The 22,941-nt window shown below is 37.5% G+C and carries 27 protein-coding genes and 1 riboswitch; of the genes, 18 read left to right on the forward strand and 9 right to left on the reverse strand.

Annotation, left to right across the window (positions count from 1 at the left end; all coding sequences use genetic code 11):
- Positions 1 to 90 precede the first annotated feature (90 nt).
- The 3 genes from F7731_RS11200 to hutH all read left to right on the forward strand — a co-directional run bounded on the left by F7731_RS11200 (position 91) and on the right by hutH (position 4,615).
- Positions 91 to 513 carry an SRPBCC family protein gene (locus F7731_RS11200; protein ID WP_212031175.1) on the forward strand — a complete coding sequence of 141 codons (423 nt, stop codon included), beginning with the start codon at positions 91 to 93 and terminating at the stop codon, positions 511 to 513.
- Positions 514 to 621: 108 nt separating this feature from the next.
- Complete coding sequence (locus tag F7731_RS11205; RefSeq protein WP_151534876.1) at positions 622 to 2,808, forward strand: DNA topoisomerase III; 2,187 nt, start codon at positions 622 to 624, stop codon at positions 2,806 to 2,808.
- 313 nt (positions 2,809 to 3,121) lie between these two features.
- Positions 3,122 to 4,615: a histidine ammonia-lyase gene (gene hutH, locus F7731_RS11210; protein ID WP_151534877.1), complete on the forward strand. Its 1,494-nt coding sequence runs from the start codon at positions 3,122 to 3,124 to the stop codon at positions 4,613 to 4,615.
- 202 nt (positions 4,616 to 4,817) lie between these two features.
- Here hutH and F7731_RS11215 read toward each other — a convergent pair whose 3' ends face one another.
- Both F7731_RS11215 and F7731_RS11220 read right to left on the reverse strand, forming a co-directional pair.
- The gene (locus F7731_RS11215; protein ID WP_151534878.1) at positions 4,818 to 4,997 is read right to left on the reverse strand and encodes a hypothetical protein; all 180 of its coding nucleotides are present in this window, start codon (positions 4,995 to 4,997) and stop codon (positions 4,818 to 4,820) included.
- Positions 4,998 to 5,110: 113 nt separating this feature from the next.
- A complete protein-coding gene (locus F7731_RS11220) occupies positions 5,111 to 5,446 on the reverse strand; it encodes a CotG/ExsB N-terminal domain-containing protein (protein ID WP_151534879.1) in 336 nt (111 codons plus the stop codon).
- 194 nt (positions 5,447 to 5,640) lie between these two features.
- On the opposite strand from F7731_RS11220, the gene F7731_RS11225 reads away from it, so the two are divergent.
- The 3 genes from F7731_RS11225 (at position 5,641) to motB (ending at position 8,960) form a co-directional block, all read left to right on the forward strand.
- The gene (locus F7731_RS11225) at positions 5,641 to 6,738 is read left to right on the forward strand and encodes a CotH kinase family protein (protein WP_151534880.1); all 1,098 of its coding nucleotides are present in this window, start codon (positions 5,641 to 5,643) and stop codon (positions 6,736 to 6,738) included.
- A 661-nt stretch (positions 6,739 to 7,399) separates the two neighbouring features.
- Positions 7,400 to 8,194, forward strand: a complete 795-nt coding sequence (gene motA, locus F7731_RS11230; protein ID WP_151534881.1) for a flagellar motor stator protein MotA — start codon at positions 7,400 to 7,402, stop codon at positions 8,192 to 8,194.
- The gene (motB, locus tag F7731_RS11235) at positions 8,187 to 8,960 is read left to right on the forward strand and encodes a flagellar motor protein MotB (protein WP_151534882.1); all 774 of its coding nucleotides are present in this window, start codon (positions 8,187 to 8,189) and stop codon (positions 8,958 to 8,960) included. Before motA ends, motB begins: the two co-directional genes overlap by 8 nt.
- A 45-nt stretch (positions 8,961 to 9,005) precedes the next feature.
- On the opposite strand, the gene F7731_RS11240 is transcribed toward motB, so the two are convergent.
- The gene (locus F7731_RS11240; RefSeq protein WP_151534883.1) at positions 9,006 to 10,217 is read right to left on the reverse strand and encodes an MFS transporter; all 1,212 of its coding nucleotides are present in this window, start codon (positions 10,215 to 10,217) and stop codon (positions 9,006 to 9,008) included.
- A 15-nt stretch (positions 10,218 to 10,232) separates the two neighbouring features.
- Positions 10,233 to 10,655 (reverse strand): MarR family winged helix-turn-helix transcriptional regulator, encoded by a 423-nt coding sequence (locus F7731_RS11245; RefSeq protein WP_151534884.1) that lies wholly within the window; start codon positions 10,653 to 10,655, stop codon positions 10,233 to 10,235.
- A gap of 402 nt (positions 10,656 to 11,057) precedes the next feature.
- On the opposite strand from F7731_RS11245, the gene F7731_RS11250 reads away from it, so the two are divergent.
- Both F7731_RS11250 and F7731_RS11255 read left to right on the forward strand, forming a co-directional pair.
- Positions 11,058 to 12,155, forward strand: a complete 1,098-nt coding sequence (locus F7731_RS11250; protein WP_151534885.1) for a carbohydrate kinase — start codon at positions 11,058 to 11,060, stop codon at positions 12,153 to 12,155.
- Between the two features lie 15 nt (positions 12,156 to 12,170).
- A complete protein-coding gene (locus F7731_RS11255; RefSeq protein ID WP_151534886.1) occupies positions 12,171 to 13,082 on the forward strand; it encodes a pseudouridine-5'-phosphate glycosidase in 912 nt (303 codons plus the stop codon).
- A gap of 70 nt (positions 13,083 to 13,152) precedes the next feature.
- Here F7731_RS11255 and F7731_RS11260 read toward each other — a convergent pair whose 3' ends face one another.
- Both F7731_RS11260 and F7731_RS11265 read right to left on the reverse strand, forming a co-directional pair.
- The gene (locus tag F7731_RS11260) at positions 13,153 to 13,776 is read right to left on the reverse strand and encodes a class D sortase (RefSeq protein ID WP_170289688.1); all 624 of its coding nucleotides are present in this window, start codon (positions 13,774 to 13,776) and stop codon (positions 13,153 to 13,155) included.
- The gene (locus tag F7731_RS11265; RefSeq protein ID WP_151534887.1) at positions 13,777 to 14,121 is read right to left on the reverse strand and encodes a helix-turn-helix domain-containing protein; all 345 of its coding nucleotides are present in this window, start codon (positions 14,119 to 14,121) and stop codon (positions 13,777 to 13,779) included.
- A 237-nt stretch (positions 14,122 to 14,358) separates the two neighbouring features.
- Between F7731_RS11265 and F7731_RS11270 the strand changes: the two genes are divergently transcribed.
- From F7731_RS11270 to F7731_RS11305, 7 genes are all read left to right on the forward strand, one after another.
- Positions 14,359 to 14,556, forward strand: coding sequence for a hypothetical protein (locus F7731_RS11270; RefSeq protein ID WP_151534888.1), 198 nt, complete (start codon positions 14,359 to 14,361; stop codon positions 14,554 to 14,556).
- A 305-nt stretch (positions 14,557 to 14,861) separates the two neighbouring features.
- Complete coding sequence (gene tapA / locus F7731_RS11275) at positions 14,862 to 15,611, forward strand: amyloid fiber anchoring/assembly protein TapA (protein ID WP_151534889.1); 750 nt, start codon at positions 14,862 to 14,864, stop codon at positions 15,609 to 15,611.
- A gap of 11 nt (positions 15,612 to 15,622) precedes the next feature.
- Positions 15,623 to 16,192, forward strand: coding sequence for a signal peptidase I SipW (gene sipW / locus F7731_RS11280; protein ID WP_151534890.1), 570 nt, complete (start codon positions 15,623 to 15,625; stop codon positions 16,190 to 16,192).
- Between the two features lie 92 nt (positions 16,193 to 16,284).
- Positions 16,285 to 16,989 (forward strand): TasA family protein, encoded by a 705-nt coding sequence (locus F7731_RS11285; RefSeq protein ID WP_151534891.1) that lies wholly within the window; start codon positions 16,285 to 16,287, stop codon positions 16,987 to 16,989.
- A gap of 77 nt (positions 16,990 to 17,066) precedes the next feature.
- Entirely contained in the window at positions 17,067 to 17,864 is a 798-nt protein-coding gene (locus tag F7731_RS26465) for an LPXTG cell wall anchor domain-containing protein (protein WP_170289689.1), read from the forward strand.
- A 71-nt stretch (positions 17,865 to 17,935) separates the two neighbouring features.
- Positions 17,936 to 18,241: a DUF5658 family protein gene (locus tag F7731_RS11300; protein WP_151534893.1), complete on the forward strand. Its 306-nt coding sequence runs from the start codon at positions 17,936 to 17,938 to the stop codon at positions 18,239 to 18,241.
- Positions 18,242 to 18,525: 284 nt separating this feature from the next.
- A riboswitch (cyclic di-GMP riboswitch) is annotated at positions 18,526 to 18,676 on the forward strand.
- Between the two features lie 29 nt (positions 18,677 to 18,705).
- Entirely contained in the window at positions 18,706 to 18,858 is a 153-nt protein-coding gene (locus F7731_RS11305; RefSeq protein WP_151534894.1) for an anti-repressor SinI family protein, read from the forward strand.
- 118 nt (positions 18,859 to 18,976) lie between these two features.
- On the opposite strand, the gene F7731_RS11310 is transcribed toward F7731_RS11305, so the two are convergent.
- The 3 genes from F7731_RS11310 to F7731_RS11320 form a co-directional block, all read right to left on the reverse strand.
- The gene (locus tag F7731_RS11310; RefSeq protein ID WP_151534895.1) at positions 18,977 to 19,300 is read right to left on the reverse strand and encodes a helix-turn-helix domain-containing protein; all 324 of its coding nucleotides are present in this window, start codon (positions 19,298 to 19,300) and stop codon (positions 18,977 to 18,979) included.
- A gap of 168 nt (positions 19,301 to 19,468) precedes the next feature.
- On the reverse strand, positions 19,469 to 20,530 hold the full coding sequence (mnmH, locus tag F7731_RS11315) for a tRNA 2-selenouridine(34) synthase MnmH (protein ID WP_151534896.1): 1,062 nt from the start codon (positions 20,528 to 20,530) through the stop codon (positions 19,469 to 19,471).
- Positions 20,531 to 20,786: 256 nt separating this feature from the next.
- Positions 20,787 to 21,014, reverse strand: a complete 228-nt coding sequence (locus tag F7731_RS11320) for a DUF1128 domain-containing protein (protein ID WP_151534897.1) — start codon at positions 21,012 to 21,014, stop codon at positions 20,787 to 20,789.
- A 139-nt stretch (positions 21,015 to 21,153) separates the two neighbouring features.
- On the opposite strand from F7731_RS11320, the gene F7731_RS11325 reads away from it, so the two are divergent.
- The 3 genes from F7731_RS11325 to F7731_RS11335 are packed head-to-tail and all read left to right on the forward strand — an operon-like array spanning position 21,154 to position 22,865.
- On the forward strand, positions 21,154 to 21,624 hold the full coding sequence (locus F7731_RS11325) for a low molecular weight protein-tyrosine-phosphatase (RefSeq protein ID WP_151534898.1): 471 nt from the start codon (positions 21,154 to 21,156) through the stop codon (positions 21,622 to 21,624).
- Positions 21,625 to 21,642: 18 nt separating this feature from the next.
- On the forward strand, positions 21,643 to 21,996 hold the full coding sequence (locus F7731_RS11330) for a YtxH domain-containing protein (protein ID WP_151534899.1): 354 nt from the start codon (positions 21,643 to 21,645) through the stop codon (positions 21,994 to 21,996).
- Positions 21,997 to 22,040: 44 nt separating this feature from the next.
- Positions 22,041 to 22,865 carry a YihY/virulence factor BrkB family protein gene (locus tag F7731_RS11335; protein WP_151534900.1) on the forward strand — a complete coding sequence of 275 codons (825 nt, stop codon included), beginning with the start codon at positions 22,041 to 22,043 and terminating at the stop codon, positions 22,863 to 22,865.
- Positions 22,866 to 22,941: the final 76 nt, after the last annotated feature.

The following is a 22,941-nucleotide window of genomic DNA, read 5'->3' on the forward strand; positions in this document are numbered from 1 at the left end:
TTAAAAGTTCCTTGAGTTTAAGATAAACTGAAAAAGGTAGGATAAAATAAATAAGATTTTTAATAAGCATTGAAAGTGAGTGGATTTAGATTGAACAACCTTACGAAAATGACTATCTTAAAACCGGCTAATGAAGTGTTTGAAGCTTTCGTTGATCCTGCGAAAATCGGAAACTTTTGGTTCTCATCTAGTTCTGAAAGATGGGAAAAAGGCAAGACGATTACATTGAGATATGAAGAATATAATGCTCAAGGTGTTATCGAAGTAGAGGAAATCGAAATCAATAAGAAAATAGTGTTTCAATGGGGAGACGGGCATACAGTTACAATTACACTAGACGAGTTGGATGACTCGAGGACAATTATTGAAGTTAAAGAAGTAGGATTTAATGAAAAGGATGATGAGGTAATCAATCAATTGCTAGATAATAAAGAGGGTTGGGTTTATATGTTGACCTGCTTAAAAGGTTATTTGGAATATGGTGTTAATTTAAGAGCGGCGTTAGTCAAATAACTTGTCAAAAGCGGAAAGGTATACTGCATTCGAATGTACTGAATTACTGAATCCATTAGGCACGTATGCTATATTTAAAATACGGAATTTTGAAAGGATGTTTTAAATATGGCAAAAAGTGTTGTAATTGCTGAAAAACCTTCTGTTGCACGTGATATTGCGCGTGTGCTGAAGTGTAATAAAAAAGGAAATGGCTATCTTGAAGGAGATAAATATATCGTTACGTGGGCGCTAGGACACTTAGTCACACTTGCTGATCCAGAAAGCTACGATGTGAAATATAAAACATGGAATTTAGAAGATCTTCCGATGCTGCCTGAGCGCTTGAAATTAACAGTCATTAAGCAGACAGGAAAACAGTTTCAAGCTGTTAAAAGTCAGTTGATTAGAAAAGATGTCAATGAAATAATCATTGCTACTGATGCAGGGAGAGAGGGAGAGTTAGTTGCCCGCTGGATTATTGATAAAGTAAAGGTGAATAAGCCAATTAAACGGCTATGGATCTCATCTGTTACGGATAAAGCGATTAAAGACGGCTTTGCTAATTTAAAACCGGGCAAAGCATATGAAAATTTATATGCGTCAGCTGTGGCACGTTCAGAAGCGGACTGGTATATTGGGCTGAATGCAACACGTGCATTAACAACAAGATTTAATGCCCAGCTTAACTGCGGTCGTGTTCAAACACCTACTGTGGCCATCATTGCTACACGTGAGGATGAAATTAAAAACTTTAAAGCACAAACTTATTATGGAATTGAAGCACAAACAACAGATAATTTAAAGCTGACTTTGCAGGATGCAAAAGGGAATAGCCGCAGCTTCGATAAAGAAAAAACCGAGATGATTGTAAAAAATTTGGGCAATCAAAACGCTGTTGTGGCAGAAATTGAAAAAAAACAAAAGAAATCATTTTCTCCAGGTCTTTATGACTTAACTGAATTACAACGCGATGCGAATAAAATCTTTGGCTATTCGGCTAAGGAAACGTTAAATATTATGCAAAAGCTGTACGAGCAGCATAAAGTTTTAACGTATCCACGTACAGATTCACGTTATATCTCATCAGACATTGTAGGGACCATTCCAGAGCGTTTAAAGGCATGTGGAGCGGGAGAATATCGATCATTAGCGAATAAGATTTTAAATAAACCGATAAAAGCTACTAAGGCATTTGTTGATGACAGCAAAGTATCGGATCACCATGCCATCATTCCAACTGAGGGCTATGTAAACTACTCTGCGTTTACAGATAAAGAACGCAAAATTTACGATTTAGTTGTCAAACGATTTTTAGCAGTCTTATTCCCTGCCTTTGAATATGAGCAGTTAACGCTTCGTGCGAAAATTGGAAACGAGACCTTCGTTGCAAGAGGAAAAACGATTTTATCAAGCGGTTGGAAGGAAGTATATGAAAACCGCTTTGAAGATGATGAGGCAGCTGATGATTTGCAAGAACAAATTTTACCTCGTATCGAAAAAGGCGATACACTAAAGGTGAAGTTAATCGCCCAAACATCAGGTCAAACAAATCCGCCTGCACGTTTTAATGAGGCGACCCTGTTATCAGCGATGGAAAATCCTGCGAAATATATGGACACGCAAAATAAACAATTGGCAGAAACTTTAAAGTCAACTGGCGGACTAGGTACAGTAGCAACACGTGCTGATATTATCGACAAGCTATTCAATTCGTTCTTAATTGAAAAACGTGGCAAAGACATTCATATTACTTCTAAAGGCCGCCAGCTATTGGATTTAGTGCCTGAGGAGCTAAAGTCACCTACATTAACTGCTGAGTGGGAGCAAAAGCTTGACCAAATTGCTCATGGCAAGTTGAAAAAAGAAGTGTTTATTGGCGAAATGAAGGCCTACACTAAAGAAATTGTCGCAGAAATTAAAGGAAGTAATAAAAAATTCAAGCATGACAATATTTCCACAAAATCATGTCCAGACTGCGGAAAACCAATGCTTGAAGTAAACGGGAAAAAAGGAAAAATGCTCGTATGCCAAGACCGTGAATGCGGACATCGCAAAAATGTTTCACGCGTAACAAACGCACGCTGTCCACAATGCCATAAGAAGCTCGAACTTCGTGGAGAAGGAGAAGGACAAATCTTCGTATGTAAATGTGGATATCGTGAAAAACTATCCGCCTTCCAAGCTCGCCGCCAAAAAGAATCAAAAGGTAAAGTGGATAAACGCACAGTCCAAAAGTATTTGAAAAACCAACAAAAAGAAGAGCCTGTGAATAATGCTTTAGCAGAGGCATTAAAAGGGTTGAAATTTGATTAACAGGGACAAGGGGACGTGAACCTTGTCCCTGACTTGGTTTCTGGGTCATGAAACCTGTCGACATGTCCCCAAATACTTTACTGCACTAATAATCTAACAATCTAACTTGTTAAAAATTTACAAATTCTTATTGACATTGATTGTTATTCAAACATACAATTAACTATATTCAGAAAACTTTAGCGGGAATGATGATCATGATTCGAAATTTGAAATTAATGAGTATATCTTATAAAAAGGCTGTATTTCAAACGCTTGTTTGAAGTACAGCCTTTTTCTTTATCTCGCTAAAGTAATGAGGAGGAAATGGAAAATGGTAGTATTAACGGGAAACACTTTAACTTTAGAAGAAATTAGAAGAGTTTTATTTGAAAAAGAAAAGGTTGAGCCATCTAAAGAAAGTATGATGGCCGTTAAGGAAAGTCATGATGCGGTGAAACGAATTGTCGAAGAGGAAAGAGTCATATATGGAATTACGACAGGCTTTGGCAAGTTTAGCGATGTTCTCATTGATCAGAAGGATGTTAAAGATCTGCAGCTAAATTTAATTCGTTCTCATGCTTGCGGTGTTGGAGAAACATTTCCAGAATCCGTTTCCCGAGCGATGCTTTTATTAAGGGCAAATGCTTTATTGAAAGGTTTTTCAGGGGCAAGGCCGGTTGTTATTGAAAGATTGCTGGAACTTGTGAATCAGGAAATCTATCCAGTCGTACCCCAGCAAGGCTCATTAGGAGCGAGCGGAGACCTGGCGCCACTTTCCCATTTAGCTTTAGTATTAGTTGGGGAAGGAGAGGTATTCTATCAAGGGGAAAGAAGGCCGGCTGATGAGGTCCTCTCAGAGGTAGGGCTTGAACCACTCACTTTAGAAGCGAAAGAAGGATTGGCTTTAATTAATGGAACACAGGCGATGACAGCCATGGGTGTCGTGGCTTACCTTGAAGCCGAAAAGCTTGCTTATCAGAGCGAATTAATCGCAGCGGTCACGATGGAAGGCTTGAACGGAATTATTGATGCTTTTGATGAGAAAATTCATTTAGCTAGAGGATATAAACAGCAGGTTGAGACAGCAAAACGTATGAGAGAATACTTATCGGGGAGCCAATTAATAACGAAGCAGGGAGAAATTCGTGTTCAAGACGCCTATTCTATTCGCTGCATCCCGCAAGTTCATGGGGCTTCATGGCAGGCGCTTGACTATGTAAAAGAAAAGCTTGAAATCGAAATGAATGCAGCAACAGATAATCCGCTTGTTTTTGACGAAGGGGACAGCATTATTTCGGGTGGAAACTTCCATGGACAGCCTATTGCATTTGCGATGGACTTTATGAAAATTGCGGTTGCAGAGCTTGCTAATATTTCTGAGCGAAGAATAGAGCGACTCGTAAATCCGCAGCTAAACGATCTGCCGCCGTTCTTAAGCCCTGAACCAGGACTACAATCAGGTGCGATGATTATGCAATACTGTGCAGCAGCTTTAGTTTCCGAAAATAAAACTTTGGCCCATCCAGCAAGTGTTGACTCCATTCCATCTTCTGCTAACCAAGAAGATCATGTCAGCATGGGTACAATTGCGGCAAGACATGCGTATCAAATTATCCAAAACGCGACGAATGTTCTTGCTATTGAGCTCATTTGTGCACTGCAGGCAGCCGAATTCAAAGGGTTTGAAAAAATGGCGGAGAAAACAAAGAAATTTTATGTTGCGGCAAGAAATGTGGTCCCATCGATAACGAAGGATCGAATCTTCTCAAAAGATACAGCTGCTTGTGTTGACTGGCTAAAGGGACTCGATATGAAAAATCTGTAATTTAATGTGTAGTTACTCGAAACCAAGTATTATCGGACAGCTTTTCAAGAAATGTTAAAAAGCTGTCCAGCAAACTTGATTTATTGGACAGGTTTCCGGGAAAAGTTCAGAAGCTGTCCAATAACCTTGATTTATCGGACAGGTTTTCAGGAAAAGTGTAAAGCCTGTCCGAAAAACTTAATCTATTGGACAGCTTTCCAAATTATTTATCTCTAAACTCAGTTCCATCATGACCTTCAATTCGATTCTTAAATGCCTCTTGGACAACAAGGAATTCTTCGTCCTCCTGAGCCTCTGTTGTTTTATTTTCTATCACTGAGTTTTTTGGGAAATTCCCCGGGTGATTTTTATTTTTATGGTTGAAACCTACCCCACGTGCCATCGTACACGCTCCTTTCTAATTTCTTTTAATAGAATGCCCCCATTATAAAATCCTATGTAAAAAGCATTGTTTTAAAAAAATAGTCAAAAGCTCTGCGATAGCTGAGCTTTTGACTATTTTTCATCTAGATTCTTATTATGCCTTCCAGAGTCATTTCTACTAGACTGCCTTGAGCATTTTGTAGAAAATGGCCATTGGTATAGAAACTTTTCCATTCCTGCAGCAATCACTTCTTCAACTGCACGGCGGATATCGTCTTCACTGTAGACTCTCAAAATTAAATCGTCCTTAGTTTCATCTAGATTCTTATTATGCCTTCCAGAGTCATTTCTACTAGACTGCCTTGGGTAGATTGTAGAAAATGGCCATTCGTATAGAAACTTTTCCATTCCTGCAGCAATCACTTCTTCAACTGCACGGCGGATATCGTCTTCACTGTAGGCTCTCAAAATTAAGTCCTCCTTAGTTTCATATAGGAATTTTATCCTTTTTAAATATCAGATGTTTTCTTGCTTATAACATACGAATCTTTATTAGGTTTTGACTTAGACGAATGCTTATTTTATGAAAATGCGTGAAATAGGACTGTCACCCTCCGATTGTCTGTCATACCATTTAATAACGGCTCGGTTAGGGGAGATGTATTATGGAAAAGGAAAATATTCCTGTTTATAACTTATTTATCAATCCCAAAAGTCTCATGGAATTAAAGAAGGATATTTGGGCCAATAAATCTGTTACGGGGAAAATAAATATTCATAATAAAAAGCATGACATTGATGTTATTTATCGAGGATTTTATGTTCGGGAGTTAAAGAAAAAGTCGTATCATATTCACTTTTATAAACCATCGACATGGGAAGGGGCAAAAGAGCTGCACTTAAATGCAGAATATAAAGATCATTCTTTCATTAGAAATAAGCTTTCCTTTGATTTTTTCTCTAGTATCGGCGTCATGACCCCCTCTGCAGAACATGTTTTTCTTGTTTTAAATGGGAAAAAAGAAGGGGTTTATCTGCAATTAGAGTCAGTAGATGAATACTATTTCCAAAAGAGGGGTATTCCGGTACACTCCATTTTCTATGCGGTAGATGGAGACGCTAATTTTTCATTAATGAGTGAATATGATAATGCTCCTAAAAAATCATTAGGAATGGGATATGAAATAAAGTATGGAAAGGACGAAGAATGCTCGATCTTAGAAGAATTTATTTTTAAAACTAATACTCTCTTAAGAGAAGAATTTGAACAGGAGATAGGGAATTACATTGATGTTGAAAAGTATTTACTCTGGCTTGCAGGTGCGGTTTGTACACAGAATTATGATGGGTTTGTGCAGAACTATGCCTTATGCAGGAATGGAGAAGCAGGATTGTTCGAGATTCTTCCATGGGATTATGATGGAACTTGGGGAAGAGATGTTCATGGGGAAATTATGGAATATGACTTTGTTCGAATAGATGGTTTTAATACTTTGTCAGCAAGAATGCTCGATGTTCCTTCCTTTAGAAATTTATATTATAAAAACCTCCTTCAAATCCTAAACTCTCAATTTACAGTCGATTTTATGAAACCAAGAATACAGGAATTGCATACCACACTCCGCCCATTTGTTTTAAAAGATCCCTATAAAAAAGATTATATCGAACAATTTGACATGGAGCCGGAATTCATTTGTAAGTCCATAACGGATAGAAACAACTATTTAAGGAGTGAGTTGAAAAAGCGAGGATTTAGCTGATTTTGTTGTTATCAAAGAAAAAGTTAAGCCCATTTAAAAAATGGGCCATTTATTTTAGATGTTTGTCCACTCCAAATTTTCACTAAAACATAATCTATATTAGTGAAACAGAAGGGGGGGATGATGATGAGCTTTCAAACAGGAAGACGACGTATTAATGCAGAGGAAGTGAATATTCGAGCCAATAGAGTTAATATATTCAGCAGAACGGATTTTCGCAGAACAGATCGCCGCAGTCGCCGCAGAACATGTCGCAGAACATGTCGCAGAACATGTCGCAGAACATGTCGCAGAACAGATTTCAGAAGACGCTGCTGCTTTCCTTTCTTCTTCTAGTATTAAAAAACTCAAATGATCGACTTGGTCCACCTCCATCAGCCCATAACGGACTCACCTCAAACGGTTCAGGCATTTTCTAGTTAAACTAGTTAAATTATTTTTGAATCGGCAAAGTAGGAAAGAAAGACAGGGGTTCCATTCCTGTCTTTCTTTCTGTTAATGAACAAATAGACGACCATTTGATAGGTATTTAGTATCCTTTCGTTTTATGATGCTAGATTGTTAAATGAAATTAAAAGAAAATATTAAGTATTATTCCCTAAATCTTTAAGGAAATCTGTCGAAATAAGAGAGAGAAGGATTAAAAGATAGGTGAGGGCAAATGGATAAAACATCGTTAATTGGTATAATATTAGGAATTATCGCAATTGGATTTGGAATGGTTTTTAAAGGCGTTAGTTTAGCGGTAATAATTAACCCAGCGGCAATATTAATCATCTTGCTTGGGACTGCGGCAACTGTAACTATTGCATTTCCAACTAGCGAAATTAAGCGGGTTCCGAAACTATTCGGAATTATTTTCAAAGAAAAGCAGCAGATGAATCCAGTGGATTTAATTAAAACGATTTCTGACTGGGCGCAGATTGCTCGAAAAGAAGGCTTACTTGCGCTTGAGGCAAAGACAAGTGAAATCGACGATACCTTTTTAAAAAATGGACTATCTTTAGCAGTTGATGGTCAGAGTGCAGATTACATACGTGATGTGTTAAATGAAGAGATTGAAGCAATGGAGGAAAGACATTCAGCAGGTGCGCAAATTTTTTCACAAGCCGGCACATATGCACCGACCCTTGGGGTATTGGGAGCAGTCATTGGCTTAATTGCAGCATTGGGAAATATGAATGATACAGATACATTAGGGCATGCAATTAGTGCTGCTTTCGTTGCTACATTATTAGGGATTTTTACAGGATATGTTTTATGGCATCCTTTTGCAAACAAGCTAAAGCGGAAGTCTAAGCAGGAAACGAAGCTGAAGACTATGATGATCGAAGGTATTTTATCCGTTCTAGAGGGAGAGGCACCGCGCGTGATTGAACAGAAATTAGCTTCCTATCTTCCAGCGGGAGAAAGAAAGATATTTCTTGAAGAAGGCAGCGTGAATCAAGGTGAGTAGAAGGAAAAAGAAAAGCCATGATAAAGGTCATATTGATGAATCATGGCTGTTGCCATATGCAGATTTATTAACATTGCTGCTAGCCTTATTTATTGTTCTTTTTGCTTCAAGCTCTGTTGACGCTCAAAAGTTTCAGGCACTTTCAAGAGCTTTAAATAGTGCCTTTTCAGGCGGGACGGGAATATTTGATTTCCCAAGCCCTATGCCTGAAGGACAGATGCAGTCAACAAATGTAAAAGGTGATGACACAAAACATAAAGAGAATACGAAAGAAGCGATTGAACTTCTTGAGCAAGCAGAAAAGCGGGAGCTTGCCACGATTCAACAGAAAGTAAATTCCTATATTGAGATGAACCATTTAACTGAGAAGTTAAAAACATCATTAACCGACGAAGGATTACTCGTCTCTATAAGGGATAATGTATTATTTTCTCCTGGCAGCGCAGATGTAAGAGATAAAGATTTAAAGGTAGCAAAGGAAATCGGGGAGCTTCTTGTCATGGAACCGCCAAGAAATATTATTATTAGCGGTCATACTGACAATGTTCCCATTGGAAATGCTCCATTTGAATCGAACTGGGAACTTAGTGTGATGCGCGCCATTAATTTTATGAAAATCGTCCTGCAAAATGAAAAGCTAGACCCAAGCTGGTTCAGTGCGAAGGGCTTTGGCGAATTTCAACCAGTCGCTTCAAATGATACGAGCGAAGGAAGAGCTAAAAACAGACGAGTAGAAATTTTAATATTACCTAGAACTATTAACTAAACCGCAAAAAAAAGGGAAATCAGCAAGTTAGCTGATTTCCGCCAATTACACTTCTGAAGTCTTGCTACTAGCCTGAACGGTTTGGAGCAAGGCTGTTTTCTTTCCATGCAATAGATAATACCCGATCAGAGCAAGGAAAATGACTCCAACTAAAATGAAATATACAGTTGAAAAGCTTGTGTAGACTGCAACAATTCCAAGAACATAAGACCCAATGCCGATGCCAGTATCGAAAAATGTAAAGAATGTCGAAGTGGCCAATCCTCGTCTTGAAGGGTCAGAGTTTTTAATCGCGATTGTTTGTAAACAAGGAACAAGGCTTCCATATCCTAAGCCGATAATAGCCCCAGCAAGCAGGAATCCAAAAGTGGTAGTAGCTTGGCTAAGCAAAAACATTCCGATGGCAAATAAAATGATTGCCGGATAGACGATCTTATTTTCCCCATACAGGTCAAACCATCTTCCAGTAAATGGACGGGAAATAAGCATAGCAGCAGCATAAACAACAAAGAAGAAGCTAGCTGCTTCGATTAATCCAAGCTCTTTCGCATAAACAGAAATAAACGCAAGAATCCCAGAATAGCTGACAGCAAGAATTCCTGCCACGATTGAAACTGGGATTGCTTTCTTCTCAAATAGGCTTGCCATTGATAATTTTGGCCGCTGAGCTGTTGTTAGCTTGGAAGAATTCCCCTTTGGTAGCTGAACAGCGAAGGAAAGAAGTAATGCTAGGAAGGATAAAACCGAACATAAAATAAACAGCAAGTTAAAGCTCCAGTACTGAATAATGGTTAAACCAGCAAATGGTCCTAAAACCATGGCTAAATTCATAAACATCGAATAGTAGCCGAGTCCTTCCCCTTTTCTTTCATTAGGGACAATGTCAGCGGCAATCGCACCAGCTGCTGTCGTCACCATTCCAAACCCGATACCGTGAACGAAACGTAAAATTAGCAAAGTTGGAATGGTATTTGCCCAAAAATAAAAAATAGTGGATACAAAAAACAAGACCAATGCAATAAAAAGTATCTTTTTTCGACCAATTTCATCAAGCCACTTTCCTGATAATGGTCTGATGAGCACCGCTGCAATAAGGAAAACGGATGTAATAAGTCCGACCTGCGTACCGTCCCCCTTTAAATCATCCAATACATAAATCGGCAATGTCGTCAGCAAAATATAAAAGCCAATAAACATAAAAAAACTTGTAATGGAAATACTTAAAAAACCCTTTGTCCATAATGGTTGTTTCTTCATTGATGTCCTCCTAACTTAATCACAGAAAGTAACTGACATCTTTTTTAAAGTTGACAGCATTTCTGTGGTCTCTTGATCTGAAACATTTTTTAAAAATTGATCCTCGCATGTCCTTACAGCTTGATGCCAAGTTTCATACATACCTCTGGCTGCCTCTGTAAGAATAATCTGTTTTTCCCGTTTGTCTGTTCCGGTTACTTTCGATATCCATCCGGATTTTTCCATTCTGGCTAATGTCCGAGTCATAGTCGGAGCCTCAACCCCAAGATAACGAGACAAGTCCTTTTGCGTTGCTGGTCCATTCGTCTTAAGCAAATAAATTATTGTCCATTGAGCTGTGTATATCCCAAGTGGAACTAAAGCTTCATTCAAGGCTTTTGAAAAGTGCCGGCTAAATTGATTGATCGAATGAAAAAGATTATTTTGTATTGGATTCAAAAAAATCACCTTTCGAAATTAGTTACCTAGCTAATTATATTGGGTTTTATTGTATTTGTCCAGCAAGGATTAGCTTGTAATCTTTATTAAAATTGGGAAAAGTAACTTCAGGGCATGAAAAGTTTTTTATGAAACCTCGAGAAAAAATATTGCAAAACGCATAAACATATGTTTATAATATAGACAAAAGTTTAACTTTATTCAGCGGAAGTATCCTGCCGCTATAGTGGTGAGTTGAAGGCAAACAGTTATCCAATCCCGTGGTGGTTAAACTCGGCTGAATAAAGTTAAAGCCTCCGGCGGATGCCTCAGATTTTTTAAAGGCAATTATCGAGCGAGCTCGATAAAAATCTGGGCGCAAATATGCCAAGGCATATTTGATTAGATAAGGGCTGAATAGTTATGAATCAAAAAGAATCGTTAATATTGCAGCTTATTGAAGAAAATCCTTTTATCTCACAAAATGAAATCTCAGATAAAACAGGATTGTCACGGTCAGCAGTTGCCGGCTATATTTCATCTTTAACGAAAGAAGGAAGGCTTCTAGGCAGAGCATATGTGCTTCCGAAAAGGAAACATATCGTTTGTATTGGCGGATCGAATGTGGATAGGAAAATACAGACACTCAACACGCTCCAGCTTGGTACATCGAATCCTGCTGAAAGCTCGCAATCATTTGGCGGAGTGGCAAGAAATATTGCCGAGAACCTCGGAAGATTAGGTTGTGATGTCGCTCTTATGACTGCAGTCGGTGAGGATCGGGAAGGTGAGTGGCTGCTGGATCATACAAAATCCTATGCAGACATCAGCCCATCCCAAGCTTACTCGAATGCTGCTACTGGAACATATACTGCTGTTTTAGATCATGAGGGTGAAATGGCAATTGCTTTAGCTGACATGTCTATCTATGATTTGGTGGACATCGACTTTGTCGAGAGAAAATGGGGACATATTGCTTCATCTGATTTAGTTGTCATTGATACGAATTTTCCAGCTGATGTCATTAAGCAGCTAATCGTTCGTTGTCATGAAGCAAATATTCCAGTTTGTATCACACCTGTCTCTGCGCCAAAAATAAAGAAGCTGCCAAAAAGCTTGGCTGGAGTCACGTGGCTAATTGCCAATGAGGGTGAGGCTGAGGCCTTATCTGAAATGGAAATTAAGAATGCTGATGACTTTTTCAAGGCAGCAGAAAAAATCCTTGAAAAAGGCGTAGAAAAGGTCATTATCACTAGAGGAGATAAGGGGCTCATTTACTCCACACAAAATGGAGAGTCTGGAACAGTCCTTCCGCCAAAAATTCAAGTGGAAGATGTAACAGGTGCTGGGGATTCTCTTGTCTCAGGAATGATGTATGCCTATTTAAAAGGATTAGATATCGAAAATGCTTGTAAAATTGGAATTTCCTGTTCCATTATTACACTGCAATCTCACGAAACCGTTAATCCGAATTTAAATCAAGTTCATTTACAAGAAACATTTAACAAATACTTTAAATAAGGGAGTTTTGTCATTATGTTAGAAAACTGGTTAGAATATTCAGCTGAGGTTCAAGAAGCTAAGAAAGCAAACAAACCGATCGTAGCCTTAGAATCAACAATTATTTCTCACGGTATGCCATACCCACAAAACGTGCAAACAGCGAGAGAAGTAGAAGACATTATCCGCAAGAACGGTGCGGTACCAGCAACAATTGCCATTTTAAATGGAAAAATTAAAATCGGTCTTTCAGATGAAGAATTAGAATACCTAGGTCAAGCCAAGGATGTAGCAAAGGCTAGCCGCCGTGATCTAGCGTACCTAGTAGCGCAAAAGAAAAATGGTGCGACAACAGTTGCTACGACAATGATTTGCGCAGAACTTGCTGGCATTGAAGTATTCGTTACAGGCGGTATCGGTGGCGTTCACCGTGAAGCAGAAACAACTATGGATATTTCTGCAGACCTTCAAGAATTAGCACAAACAAATGTTGCAGTAATTTGTGCAGGTGCAAAATCAATTCTTGATATCGGCCTAACATTAGAGTACTTAGAAACACACGGTGTTCCTGTTGTTGGATATGAAACAGATGTCCTTCCTGCATTCTATACACGCACTAGCTCATTTGGATTACACCAACGTGTAGACACTGCTGAAGATGCAGCTGCGATTATCCGTACAAAATGGGAGCTTGGCTTAAACGGCGGTCTTGTGATTGCTAACCCAATTCCTGAAGCAGATGCATTAGAAGAATCATTCATCACAAATGTGATTGAATCTGCGTTAAAAGAAGCGAAAGAAAACAATATCGCTGGTAAAGAAGTAACTCCATTCCTATTAGGAAAAGTTAAAGAGCTTACAGAAGGTACAAGCTTAACAGCTAATATTGCTCTTGTTAAGAATAATGCTGAAGTTGGTTCAAGAATTGCTGTGAGCTTGCAGAAATAATAAATCTTTTTTAAAAATGCCAGGTCCGATCGGTTATTAATTGCCGAGGGGACTTGGCATTTTTAGTTTGTTATTGGATTTCTGTTCGATGTGCGGTTAAGACGTATCGATAAGGGGCATCGCCAATATATGTAAAGGGATAGCAGGTGGAGACAGTTAGTGTTTCATTCGGTGCAGTAGATTTAATGACTGTTGGATCATTTGCCTCAACAATTTGTGAGCCGGTAATTTCATAGCTAAAGGAACCGTAGGGCATAATGACTTGAAAGATATCCCCGTTTTTTAATTCTCCCATCCGGCGAAAAACGGTTTCACGATGGCCAGAAAGAAGAATTTGATCAGGCTGTCCCGGAAGAGCTGTACTGGAATAGTGGCCAACCCCTTTTTGCAATTCGTATTCGCTTGTGCCTTCAACAATGGGGAGTTCAGCTTGGAGTTTAGGGATTTCTAGAATTCCGATAACCTCACCCTTTTGAAAAGAATAATTCATTTCTTGGTTGTTTTGGGGATCGGAGAGAGGCTCCCATTGTGGAATATCTTTGCCGATTCGAACTTTCTTTTTAGCTTCTTTTAAAGATATTTCTGTATTTTTTTCAAGAGAATAAATATCATTTAAGGAGTAAAGGACAAGCCCAATCCCTGTGAAAATGAAAATAGAAGCAAAAATAAGAAATAGAAGTTTCTTTGTTTTCACTTATTCATGGCCTCCGTTCATTTTCTTAAATTTAATGAAATCTAAATAATAGGCAAAATCCTCCTTCGTGACTCCATTTTCAATCGCATGTTGAACGAGTTCCATCCATTCGCTATCGACATGATTAACATCAAAGTCATCACTATTTTTCCTTTGATCCAATAAATCCTCTACATCTGTACTAAGTGTTTTTGCCAATCGAGATAAAACCTGCAAAGACGGATTTTGTTGGATGCCTCTTTCAATGTAGCTTAAGTAAGATTTTGATACGCCTGCTTTTTCGGAAAGCTCATTAATGGAAAGCCCTTTTTCCATTCTTAATCTCTTAATACGCATGCCAACCATATATTTTATCTCCTTTTACTTAGTGTCTCATAAAATTCATTATAACGAACAATATATTCATTAAAAAATACAAAATATTAAGAAAAATAGAGTATTCCGAAGGGAAACAATGAAAAGTGTTCTTTAAAGTGAAAAAACGGTAAAATTCATTATTTTTAAAAACAGGAATTTTAGACTATGCTCGCATCAACGGTTCTGTAAAAAGAACAAAATAAAAATGCTCGGGTGGTGCTTATAATGTATCAAAAACACTGTGATCAATGTCATCGGTCTTCTTTCAGCAGCAGTGAATTAGGGGGATGGCTCTGTCCAGTTTGCGGAAAGGATTTAACGAAGTACCCGTTTTTTGATGCAATGACTCTAGAAAGAATTCATATAAAGGCAATTCCATACCATAAGAAGATAGAAAAATACACTTTTAAACATATAAGGTAATAAAGTCAAAGTATTTCTTTAAGGGGTAAAATCCCTTCGAAGAATACTTTTTTATTTTTGGTTACATGTCTGTTCTGTGAAAAGAACAAAAATGTTCTAAATAAATTACAAAATAGTTAGAAAATAAGAGTAATTCCAAGATAATAAGCAGAAAATGTTCTTTATATCGAAAAAACGGGCTTTTTTCGGGTTTTTCAATTTAAGATTTATCACATATACTCAGTTCATGAAGTTCGTTAAAAAGAACGACAAGAAAATAAAACGCATGTCTTTTAAAAGGAGGGATACCCATTCGATCTAAAAGAATGAAAAAATTTAAAAATAGAACGAAAACCTTATGGATCCCACTAAAGCTCTTTGCTGCATGGATTTTGCTAATCAATATTATGTCGCAAATAAGCGGATTCACAAATGCTGCCTTTAATGATGTGGAAACAATTGAATTCAGTATAAAAGCTGAATGGGAACCTGAAGAAGAACCTAGTTCAGGCGAAAATGAAATATGGGATAAAAGTTCTTTAAAGTTTTCTGGCGAAGTAGGATTTGATGGCCATAATATATTTGCGCAAATTATAAATGGTGGTTCCGACATGAAAATTGATGGAAGGTATGAGGTCTACTTTATAGACAGTGGGAACCCCAAAAATGGAGAACGATTGTTTAAAGGTACCTTTAGTCCACTTAAATCAAAAAATGATACTCAATTAACTTTCATTCCAACTAAAAGTGGCATCTATAAGTTTAAAGCTTTACAGCATGAAAAGCATCCAGGAAAAGGAGAACTTTGGAGTGAAAGTATCAAAGTTACTTTAACTCAACAACTTAATAATTTACCTGTACAACAACTTGAAGAAACTCCGATAGAAAAACAATTTGAAGAAGTTGAAGTTTCTAATCCAGTTACAGATCAATCAGATGAAATGATAAAAGATTCTGAGGAAGAAAATAAACAAGATGCTTCAAGTGAAAATCAAGCTTACTCAGAAGATAAAAATACTACAGAAGTAAATAATTCAAGTGAGAATTTGCAAGAAACAACTTCTGAAAATGATTAGGAGGGAACCCTTTGAAAAAGGTTTTAAAAATAATTAGCAATCTACTGACAATCGTTTTGTTTTTAAATTTAATTCTAATGGTCTTTCTAGTAATTTCTTCAAAGGCATCCGGAGGAGAGCCGCAAATATTTGGAAATCAGCTGAAGTCAGTCTTATCTGGATCAATGGAACCAACCTTTAAAACAGGTTCAGTCATAGCAGTAAAGCCAGTAGAGGATCCATCTATTCTAAAAGAACAGGATGTAATCACCTTCGTTCAAGAAGATGGCAGTCTTGTCACTCATAGAATTATGGAAGTAATCAATAATGGTGAAAACATTATGTTTAAAACTAAGGGTGATAACAACGGGGACATGGATACCCAGCCAGTCTTAGCCCAAAATGTGAAAGCTGTATACACAGGATTTACAATTCCTTATTTAGGATATTTTATAGACTTTGCTAAATCAAGCAAAGGAACTGCCATGCTACTAATCATACCGGGGCTAATGTTACTAGGATACTCTTCATTAACAATCTATCAAGCTATTAGAGAAATTGATAAACGTAGTTTGCCAAAAGAAGATGAAAAGCCAGCTTAACATTGATTGAATTCTTTATGGAGACATAGAGGTCAATATAAAAAATTACATACCTCGTAAACAACGAGGGAGAAACCAAGGAGGAAGAAAAAATGTCAATCAAAAAGAAATTAGGTTTAGGGGTAGCATCAGCAGCTTTGGGATTATCATTAATTGGTGGGGGAACTTGGGCAGCATTTAACGATATTGAAACTATGACCAACAGTTTTACTGCTGGGGTACTCGATTTAGGAATTGATGGTGCAGCAACAGGTCAAATAAATGTAAGTAAGCTGGTTCCTGGAGACAAAATCAAAAGAACGTTCAAAATTACAAATAATGGAAACGTCGATATTGATAAAGTTTACCTAACAACAGTAGCAAATTTCACTCAGGGGGCAAGAGGTGCTGATGGAGCAGTTCCTGGAAATAGTAATCCCAATGATTTTCTAAAACAATTTAAAATCACAGTCTATAAAGCAGATGGTACAGATTTATTAAAAAATATTACAACACAAACAACTGTAGGTAATCAAACATATAAGTCACTTTATGACTTTGCTGAAGCAACGAAAAGTGGAACAAAGTTCAACATTACAACTGGTAACGGATTACCTAATAAACCAGCTAGTGATCCAACAAGCCCAGATTTCGATGGTATTGACGCTGATGAAATAACAATGGAGCTTGAATTTTTTGACGATCAATCAAAAACTAATGGTGAATATAATCAAAATAAATACATGGGCAACGGTGTAGTATTAGACTTTACGTTTGAGGCTACACAAAAACAAGGAGTAGAAAGAACTAACGACTAAATCAATAATATAAAAGAAGGGTGGGTAATTTAACCCACCCTTTGAAGGGTTAATAAACTTTATCTGCGAGGGTAATTATGAGAAAACTAAAAAAGGTGCTCATATGGATTCTGGTGGTTTCTTTTGTTTTTCTATATCAATCTGCTGGAATCTCTGCTGCAGAAAAGAAGGAGTTTGATATTGAAGTATTACCTGATAGCTATGCTTTTAATATTTCAAAAATGGTACCAGGTGACTGGGCAACTAGAGTCCTTACCATCCAAAACCGGGGAGAGCATAATTTTACCTATAATACAAAAGCTAAGTTCTTGAACGGTTCCAAAAAATTATACAATGAGTTCCTTTTAAAGGTTTGGGATGCAAACGGGATTTTGTATGAGGGGAAGCTGCATGAATTTGAAAGGCTTCAGCCAAGGCGTTTACAATCGAAAAGCCAGGAGGATCTTAAGTTTGAGGTGAAATTTCCATATGAGCTGGGAAATGAATATCAAGGACTAGGTTTTGAGTTTGAATTAAAGTTTATTGTTGAAGGTAACACACCTACTCCAGGTCCAGATCCCGATCCAAACCCAGATCCGAATCCAAAGCCCGACCCTGATCCAAAACCAAATCCAGATCCAGATCCGAAGCCCGACCCTGTTCCCAACCCAAACCCAGATCCAACACCAAATCCCAATCCAGAAAATCCACAAGAAGAGCCATTAAAGCCAATTCGTCCAATCCCTAATGAGGAGTTGAATTCTCCCCCAATGAAAGGGCAAATTCTTCCGTCTACGGCAACTAATATGTATAACAATTTGTTAATTGGGATCATATTCATTATCACTGGGGCAGTATTATTCATTTTACAGAAGAGGAAGAAGAATAATTTTTAACCTTGATGGAGAATAATCTCTCAAGGTTCTTTATTTGGAAAAAGAAAAATAATAATAATGGGGGATTCAATTTGAAGGGGATTTTCCTGTATCTAGCAGTAATTAATTTTGTTGATGGCATGGTTACTTTTTTAGGTATTCGGTTTTCAATTATTGAAGAAGGCAATCCGTTTATGAATGCTCTATATCAAGCGAGCCCTCTAGGTTTCCTTGTGTTAAAAACGTTGTTATCATGTATACTCCTTACTTTTATTTTCTTCAAAAAATTACCTTCACGTCCTTCTATAAAAAATCTTGCACTTGCGGGGTCGCTCCTATACACAATGGTTTGTCTTCTTCATGGTGTTTGGATTGCCAAATTTCTTTTGATGAGTTAAATGTTTTTAGGAGTAAATTACTAGGAAAGACTTTTGTAAGAGAACTATTTTATCAACATTTTACAAAAAATGATTCGACTATTTACAACATAGTTATGTAACAAATCGTATTAAATGAAATTATTGTAAGAATTATTAAAAAAATACAAGCTGATATTATAACAAAATGCAATTAAATGTAGAAAAAAGTACAATGAAAATTTCATATAACAGACAAAATCCAACAAATTACCAGTTCGTGATCTATTACAATTAGACTAGATAATAAATACATAAGGAATAACTGCAGAAAAAGGCAAACCTATTGAAAGATAGGGACGCAAAGTCACAGGTCTAAAGTATGAACGTTCTTTTTGTAGATTGTTCTGCATAAAATCATTTTAGCAGCAGCTCTCTGAAAGGCATTTTCTATACTAAGATGGCTGGATTGCCTGGAATACGAATTGTATTTTGGGGGGAACAGAGTGGGAAATATTAAAACTCAGACAGAATTACTGGACAGAGAATGGATTCAGCTAATCATAAAAGCAAAAGGAATGGGGATCGAAAAAGAAGAAATAAGGAAGTTTTTATTAAAAAATGAGGTAAAAGAGCTAAAAGTAAAGATAGCTGAATAAATAATAGAAGAGAGATAGCAAAGTTAAGTATTCCTAAAGGGGAGTATCACTAATAGGAAATGCTTTTTATTTTTGCATAAAAAGACGCAAATCTCCATTAAGACTTTGCGTCGAGTTTCTATTTATTCTGATCAATTCTCCATTTATTAAATTCAAGAAACTCACGGAATTGTTCTTTGGAAACGCCAGAGTTCATTGCTTCTTGAACAATATCGATCCATTCCGAATCTAATTCATCAGTGTTTGGCTGCTCATGAATTAAATGGTCAACAGGGACTTGGAGGACGGCAGCGATTTTTTCAAGAAATTGAATGGAAGGATTTGTTTGCAGATTTCTTTCGAGGGAGCTTAAGTATGACTTGGCAACACCAGCTTGTTCGGCAAGCTCGGATAACGATAACTTCTTCTCTTTGCGCAAGGTTTTTACACGATCACCGATCATCCAATTTCACACTCCTTATCATGAAATATAGTTTAATCATATCAAAAAACGCTTATTGGTTCTATATTAAGAACGATTGGTTCTAAAAATATAATTACATCTTAACATAAATTTCGAACTAGTTAAGAAATTTATGTCCACTATTAAAGGAAATTAAAAAAAGTGCTCCTATCTTTTGACAAGAACACTCTTCCTTTCCAGTATTTTCAAAATTGCTACAACCGCTAAGTCCGTATTTTCCGCCTCGACATGGTGAAATTCCCCTTTATAATCAAGTTGCTTATGCGCATAGCGGGGGTCGTAATATTCTTCTAGCAGTAGTTGAATGACTAATTTATAATCTTCGCCAACAACGGCCTCATTAATTGATTCAATTAACTTAACATTTTTCATTCGCTTATAAATATATTTTAATCGCTCTAATACTTTTGGCTGGAACCAGTCTTTATGAAGATAAGGCAATACATATTCACGATAAATCCGTTCAATTCGTGAGTTCAATGAGGATTGCAAATTGATATTAAAGCCTATATGCTTTTTCTCTAGCAATTCATCAGGCTGAACGACTTTACCAATCCGTTTACTTTCTGCTTCTACTAGAAAAAATGGAGAATCTTTAATTTCTGTCAATGTTTGAAAAAGCAGTGAATCGAACGTTTTCTGGTTATGCCCCTCGAATAATCCAAATGTCCCGAAGATGGATCCGCGATGCCCGGCCATCGCTTCTAAATCGATGACGGGAATGCCTTTTTCTTTTAATTTTTCCAGCACTTCAGTTTTTCCGACACCAGTCATTCCATGGATTGAAATGGCCGAAGGGGGAATGAGTTTAGGAATTTCCTTTAAAATATATTCCCGATATGCTCTAATTCCGCCTATTAACCGTGGGACAGCCATTCCAGCAAAGGATGTAAATGTCGCGATTGATTGGCTGCGCATGCCGCCACGCCAGCAATGAATTATAGGTTGCTTGCCGTCCTCATGCAGGGCTTTAATTTGTCCCAAAATAGAAGGAAGCTTCGGAGAAACGACCTCCATCGCCCGCCACTTGGCCTCATCCGCTCCTTTTTGCTTATAAAGAGTTCCAATCATCGCCCGCTCTTCGTTTGTAAAAATGGGAATATTGACCGCGCCAGGTATGTTAAATTCCTCGAATTCTCCTGGTGAACGAACATCAACAGGGACAACATCTTTTAATGTGAATAATTGGTCGATACTGATCTCTTTCATTTTTCTTCCTCCGATTATGCATCGATAAGAATATTTTATCCATTTATAAACTTATTGAAAACCCGTTTCCATTTAAAAAGCAAAAAGCTTGTCTAGAACTTGATTTATTGGACAAGTTTTTAAGAAAAGCCAATAAGTTGTACGGAAAACTTGATTTATTGGACATGCTTTTCAAAAAAAGCCAAAAACCTGTCCAAAAAGGTTACTGTTCAATATCTAAAAATAAAAGCAGCCATCCAATCGGCTGCTTCAATACTTATTTATTTTTCCTTAAATTCCCCAGTTCTTCAGCTATAGCCTGCATTTCATTCGGGCTAAAACTATTCTTTTTCATCACAAGATCATAAATATCCTTTAATTCTTCATACATTTCTTCATCAAAGTGTGAAGGCTTAATCGCTCCAAAGTTTAAAACGTTCAGTTTCTCTTTAATTTTTTCAATCATAAATTCAACGTTTTCTACTGACTTTTGTGCCAAGTCCATCCGAATTCCCCCTCAAAAAATATGGCTATCTCTAGCAAGTATCCCCATCTTTCCACGATATGAATGAAATGTCAACTCCCGAAATAGTTGCAGAAGATGAAAATATGAAAGAAAATATGGACAAGGAGGGTATCACCATATGATTAATGTATTATTTGTTTGTTTAGGGAATATTTGCCGTTCACCAATGGCGGAAGCAATATTTCGTGATTTAGTAAAAAAGGAAGGGCTAGAGCAGCAGATTCGTGTGGATTCAGCCGGGACTGGGGATTGGCATATAGGAGCACAGCCGCATGAAGGGACAAGGAATATTTTAAAAAAATATCATATTCCTGCAGACGGAATGAAAGCAAGACAAATCAATGTAAACGACTTTCAAGAGTTTAAATATATAGTGGCAATGGATGCTTCCAATGTTCAGAATATCAAAAAGCTGAACTCGGACCAATCAGATACTCGTGTGATGATGTTGCTTGATTTGGTAGAAGAGGCGACGGACAAAAATGTTCCAGACCCATACTTTACTGGGAATTTTGAAGAGGTGTACGAGCTAGTCAAAAAAGGCTGTGAGCAACTGTTAAAAGAACTGCGTCAAGCCCATAATATATAGGAAGGTGAGTTGAAAAGAATGGGGAAGTCTTTATTTTTGAAAGGTGTGCTATTCGGAGCGTTGGCAGGCGGCGCTTTAAGCTTATTAGATCGGGCGACTCGGGAATCAGTCGTCTCCAATTGCAAAAAGACGACAAAAGAAGTCTCTTTTTATGTCAAAAATCCGAAAGTGGCCGTTAATCAAGTGAAGGATATGACAAATAAAATTCAATCGACGTTTGAACAAGTAAGTTCTGAGGTATCTTATATTATGGAAAAGGTGGAGGAATTAAAAGAAACGACACCAGAAGTTGTTGAGCTAGTGGAGGATACGAAGGAGGCTTTTTTTGAAAAGGATTCGGCTGATGAAGAAATTGCTGCAGCCAATCGTTAGTTTTCCACTTCAAGAGTGTTCCATTTTAAAAGTGAGGTGATGGGATGGGACAAGCCTTTGCGAATTTGTTTACGCAATTAAAGAAAAGAGTGATGGAAGATGATTTGTTTGGGCTTGCCGCTCAGTTAGCCTACTTCTTCCTATTATCTCTCTTTCCTTTACTCCTTTTTCTTGTGTCATTGCTTCCTTATTTGCCAATAACAACAGAGGATATTCTTGCTGTCATTCGAGATTTTGCCCCAAAGGAGAGTATGCGATTAATTGAGGCTAATATTAGTTCGCTTTCGCAAAAGAATGGCGGAGTGCTTTCCTTCGGGATCATAGCAACGATCTGGTCAGCATCCAATGGAATCAATGCGATCGTCCTTGCTTTTAATAAAGCCTATAATGTGAAAGAAACCCGCCACTTTATTGTTGCAAGAGGGATGTCTATCTTATTTACCTTTGCCATGCTGTTTGTCTTTGTCGTTGCCTTATTGCTTCCGGTTTTCGGAAAAATAATTGGGGGTTACTTATTTGCTAAATTAGGTCTATCCGGAGAGTTTATGACCATTTGGAACACGCTTCGCTGGCTTGTAAGCTCGATTATTTTGTTCATCGTATTTACTGGTTTATATTGGATTGCGCCAAATATTAAGCTCAAATGCGTAACTGTTGTACCAGGTGCCATTTTTGCAACAATAGGTTGGGAGCTATCATCGTTGGCTTTTTCATATTATGTGACCAATTTCATTAATTTCTCGGCGACTTATGGCAGTATCGGTGCCGTTATTGTCCTAATGCTCTGGTTCTACCTAACGGGAATTATAATCATCTTAGGCGGAGAAATCAATGCGATCTACAGTAAATATAAAAAGGAAGATTGTTAGAAGTTTCCTTTCATAATAAGCAGTCGATTTCAAACAATAAGACAGGGGAAAAAATATTGGTCTTTACTTAAGGAGG

It is taken from the genome of Cytobacillus depressus, from assembly GCF_008923245.1.
In the GTDB taxonomy this organism is placed as follows: domain Bacteria; phylum Bacillota; class Bacilli; order Bacillales; family Cytobacillaceae; genus Cytobacillus; species Cytobacillus depressus.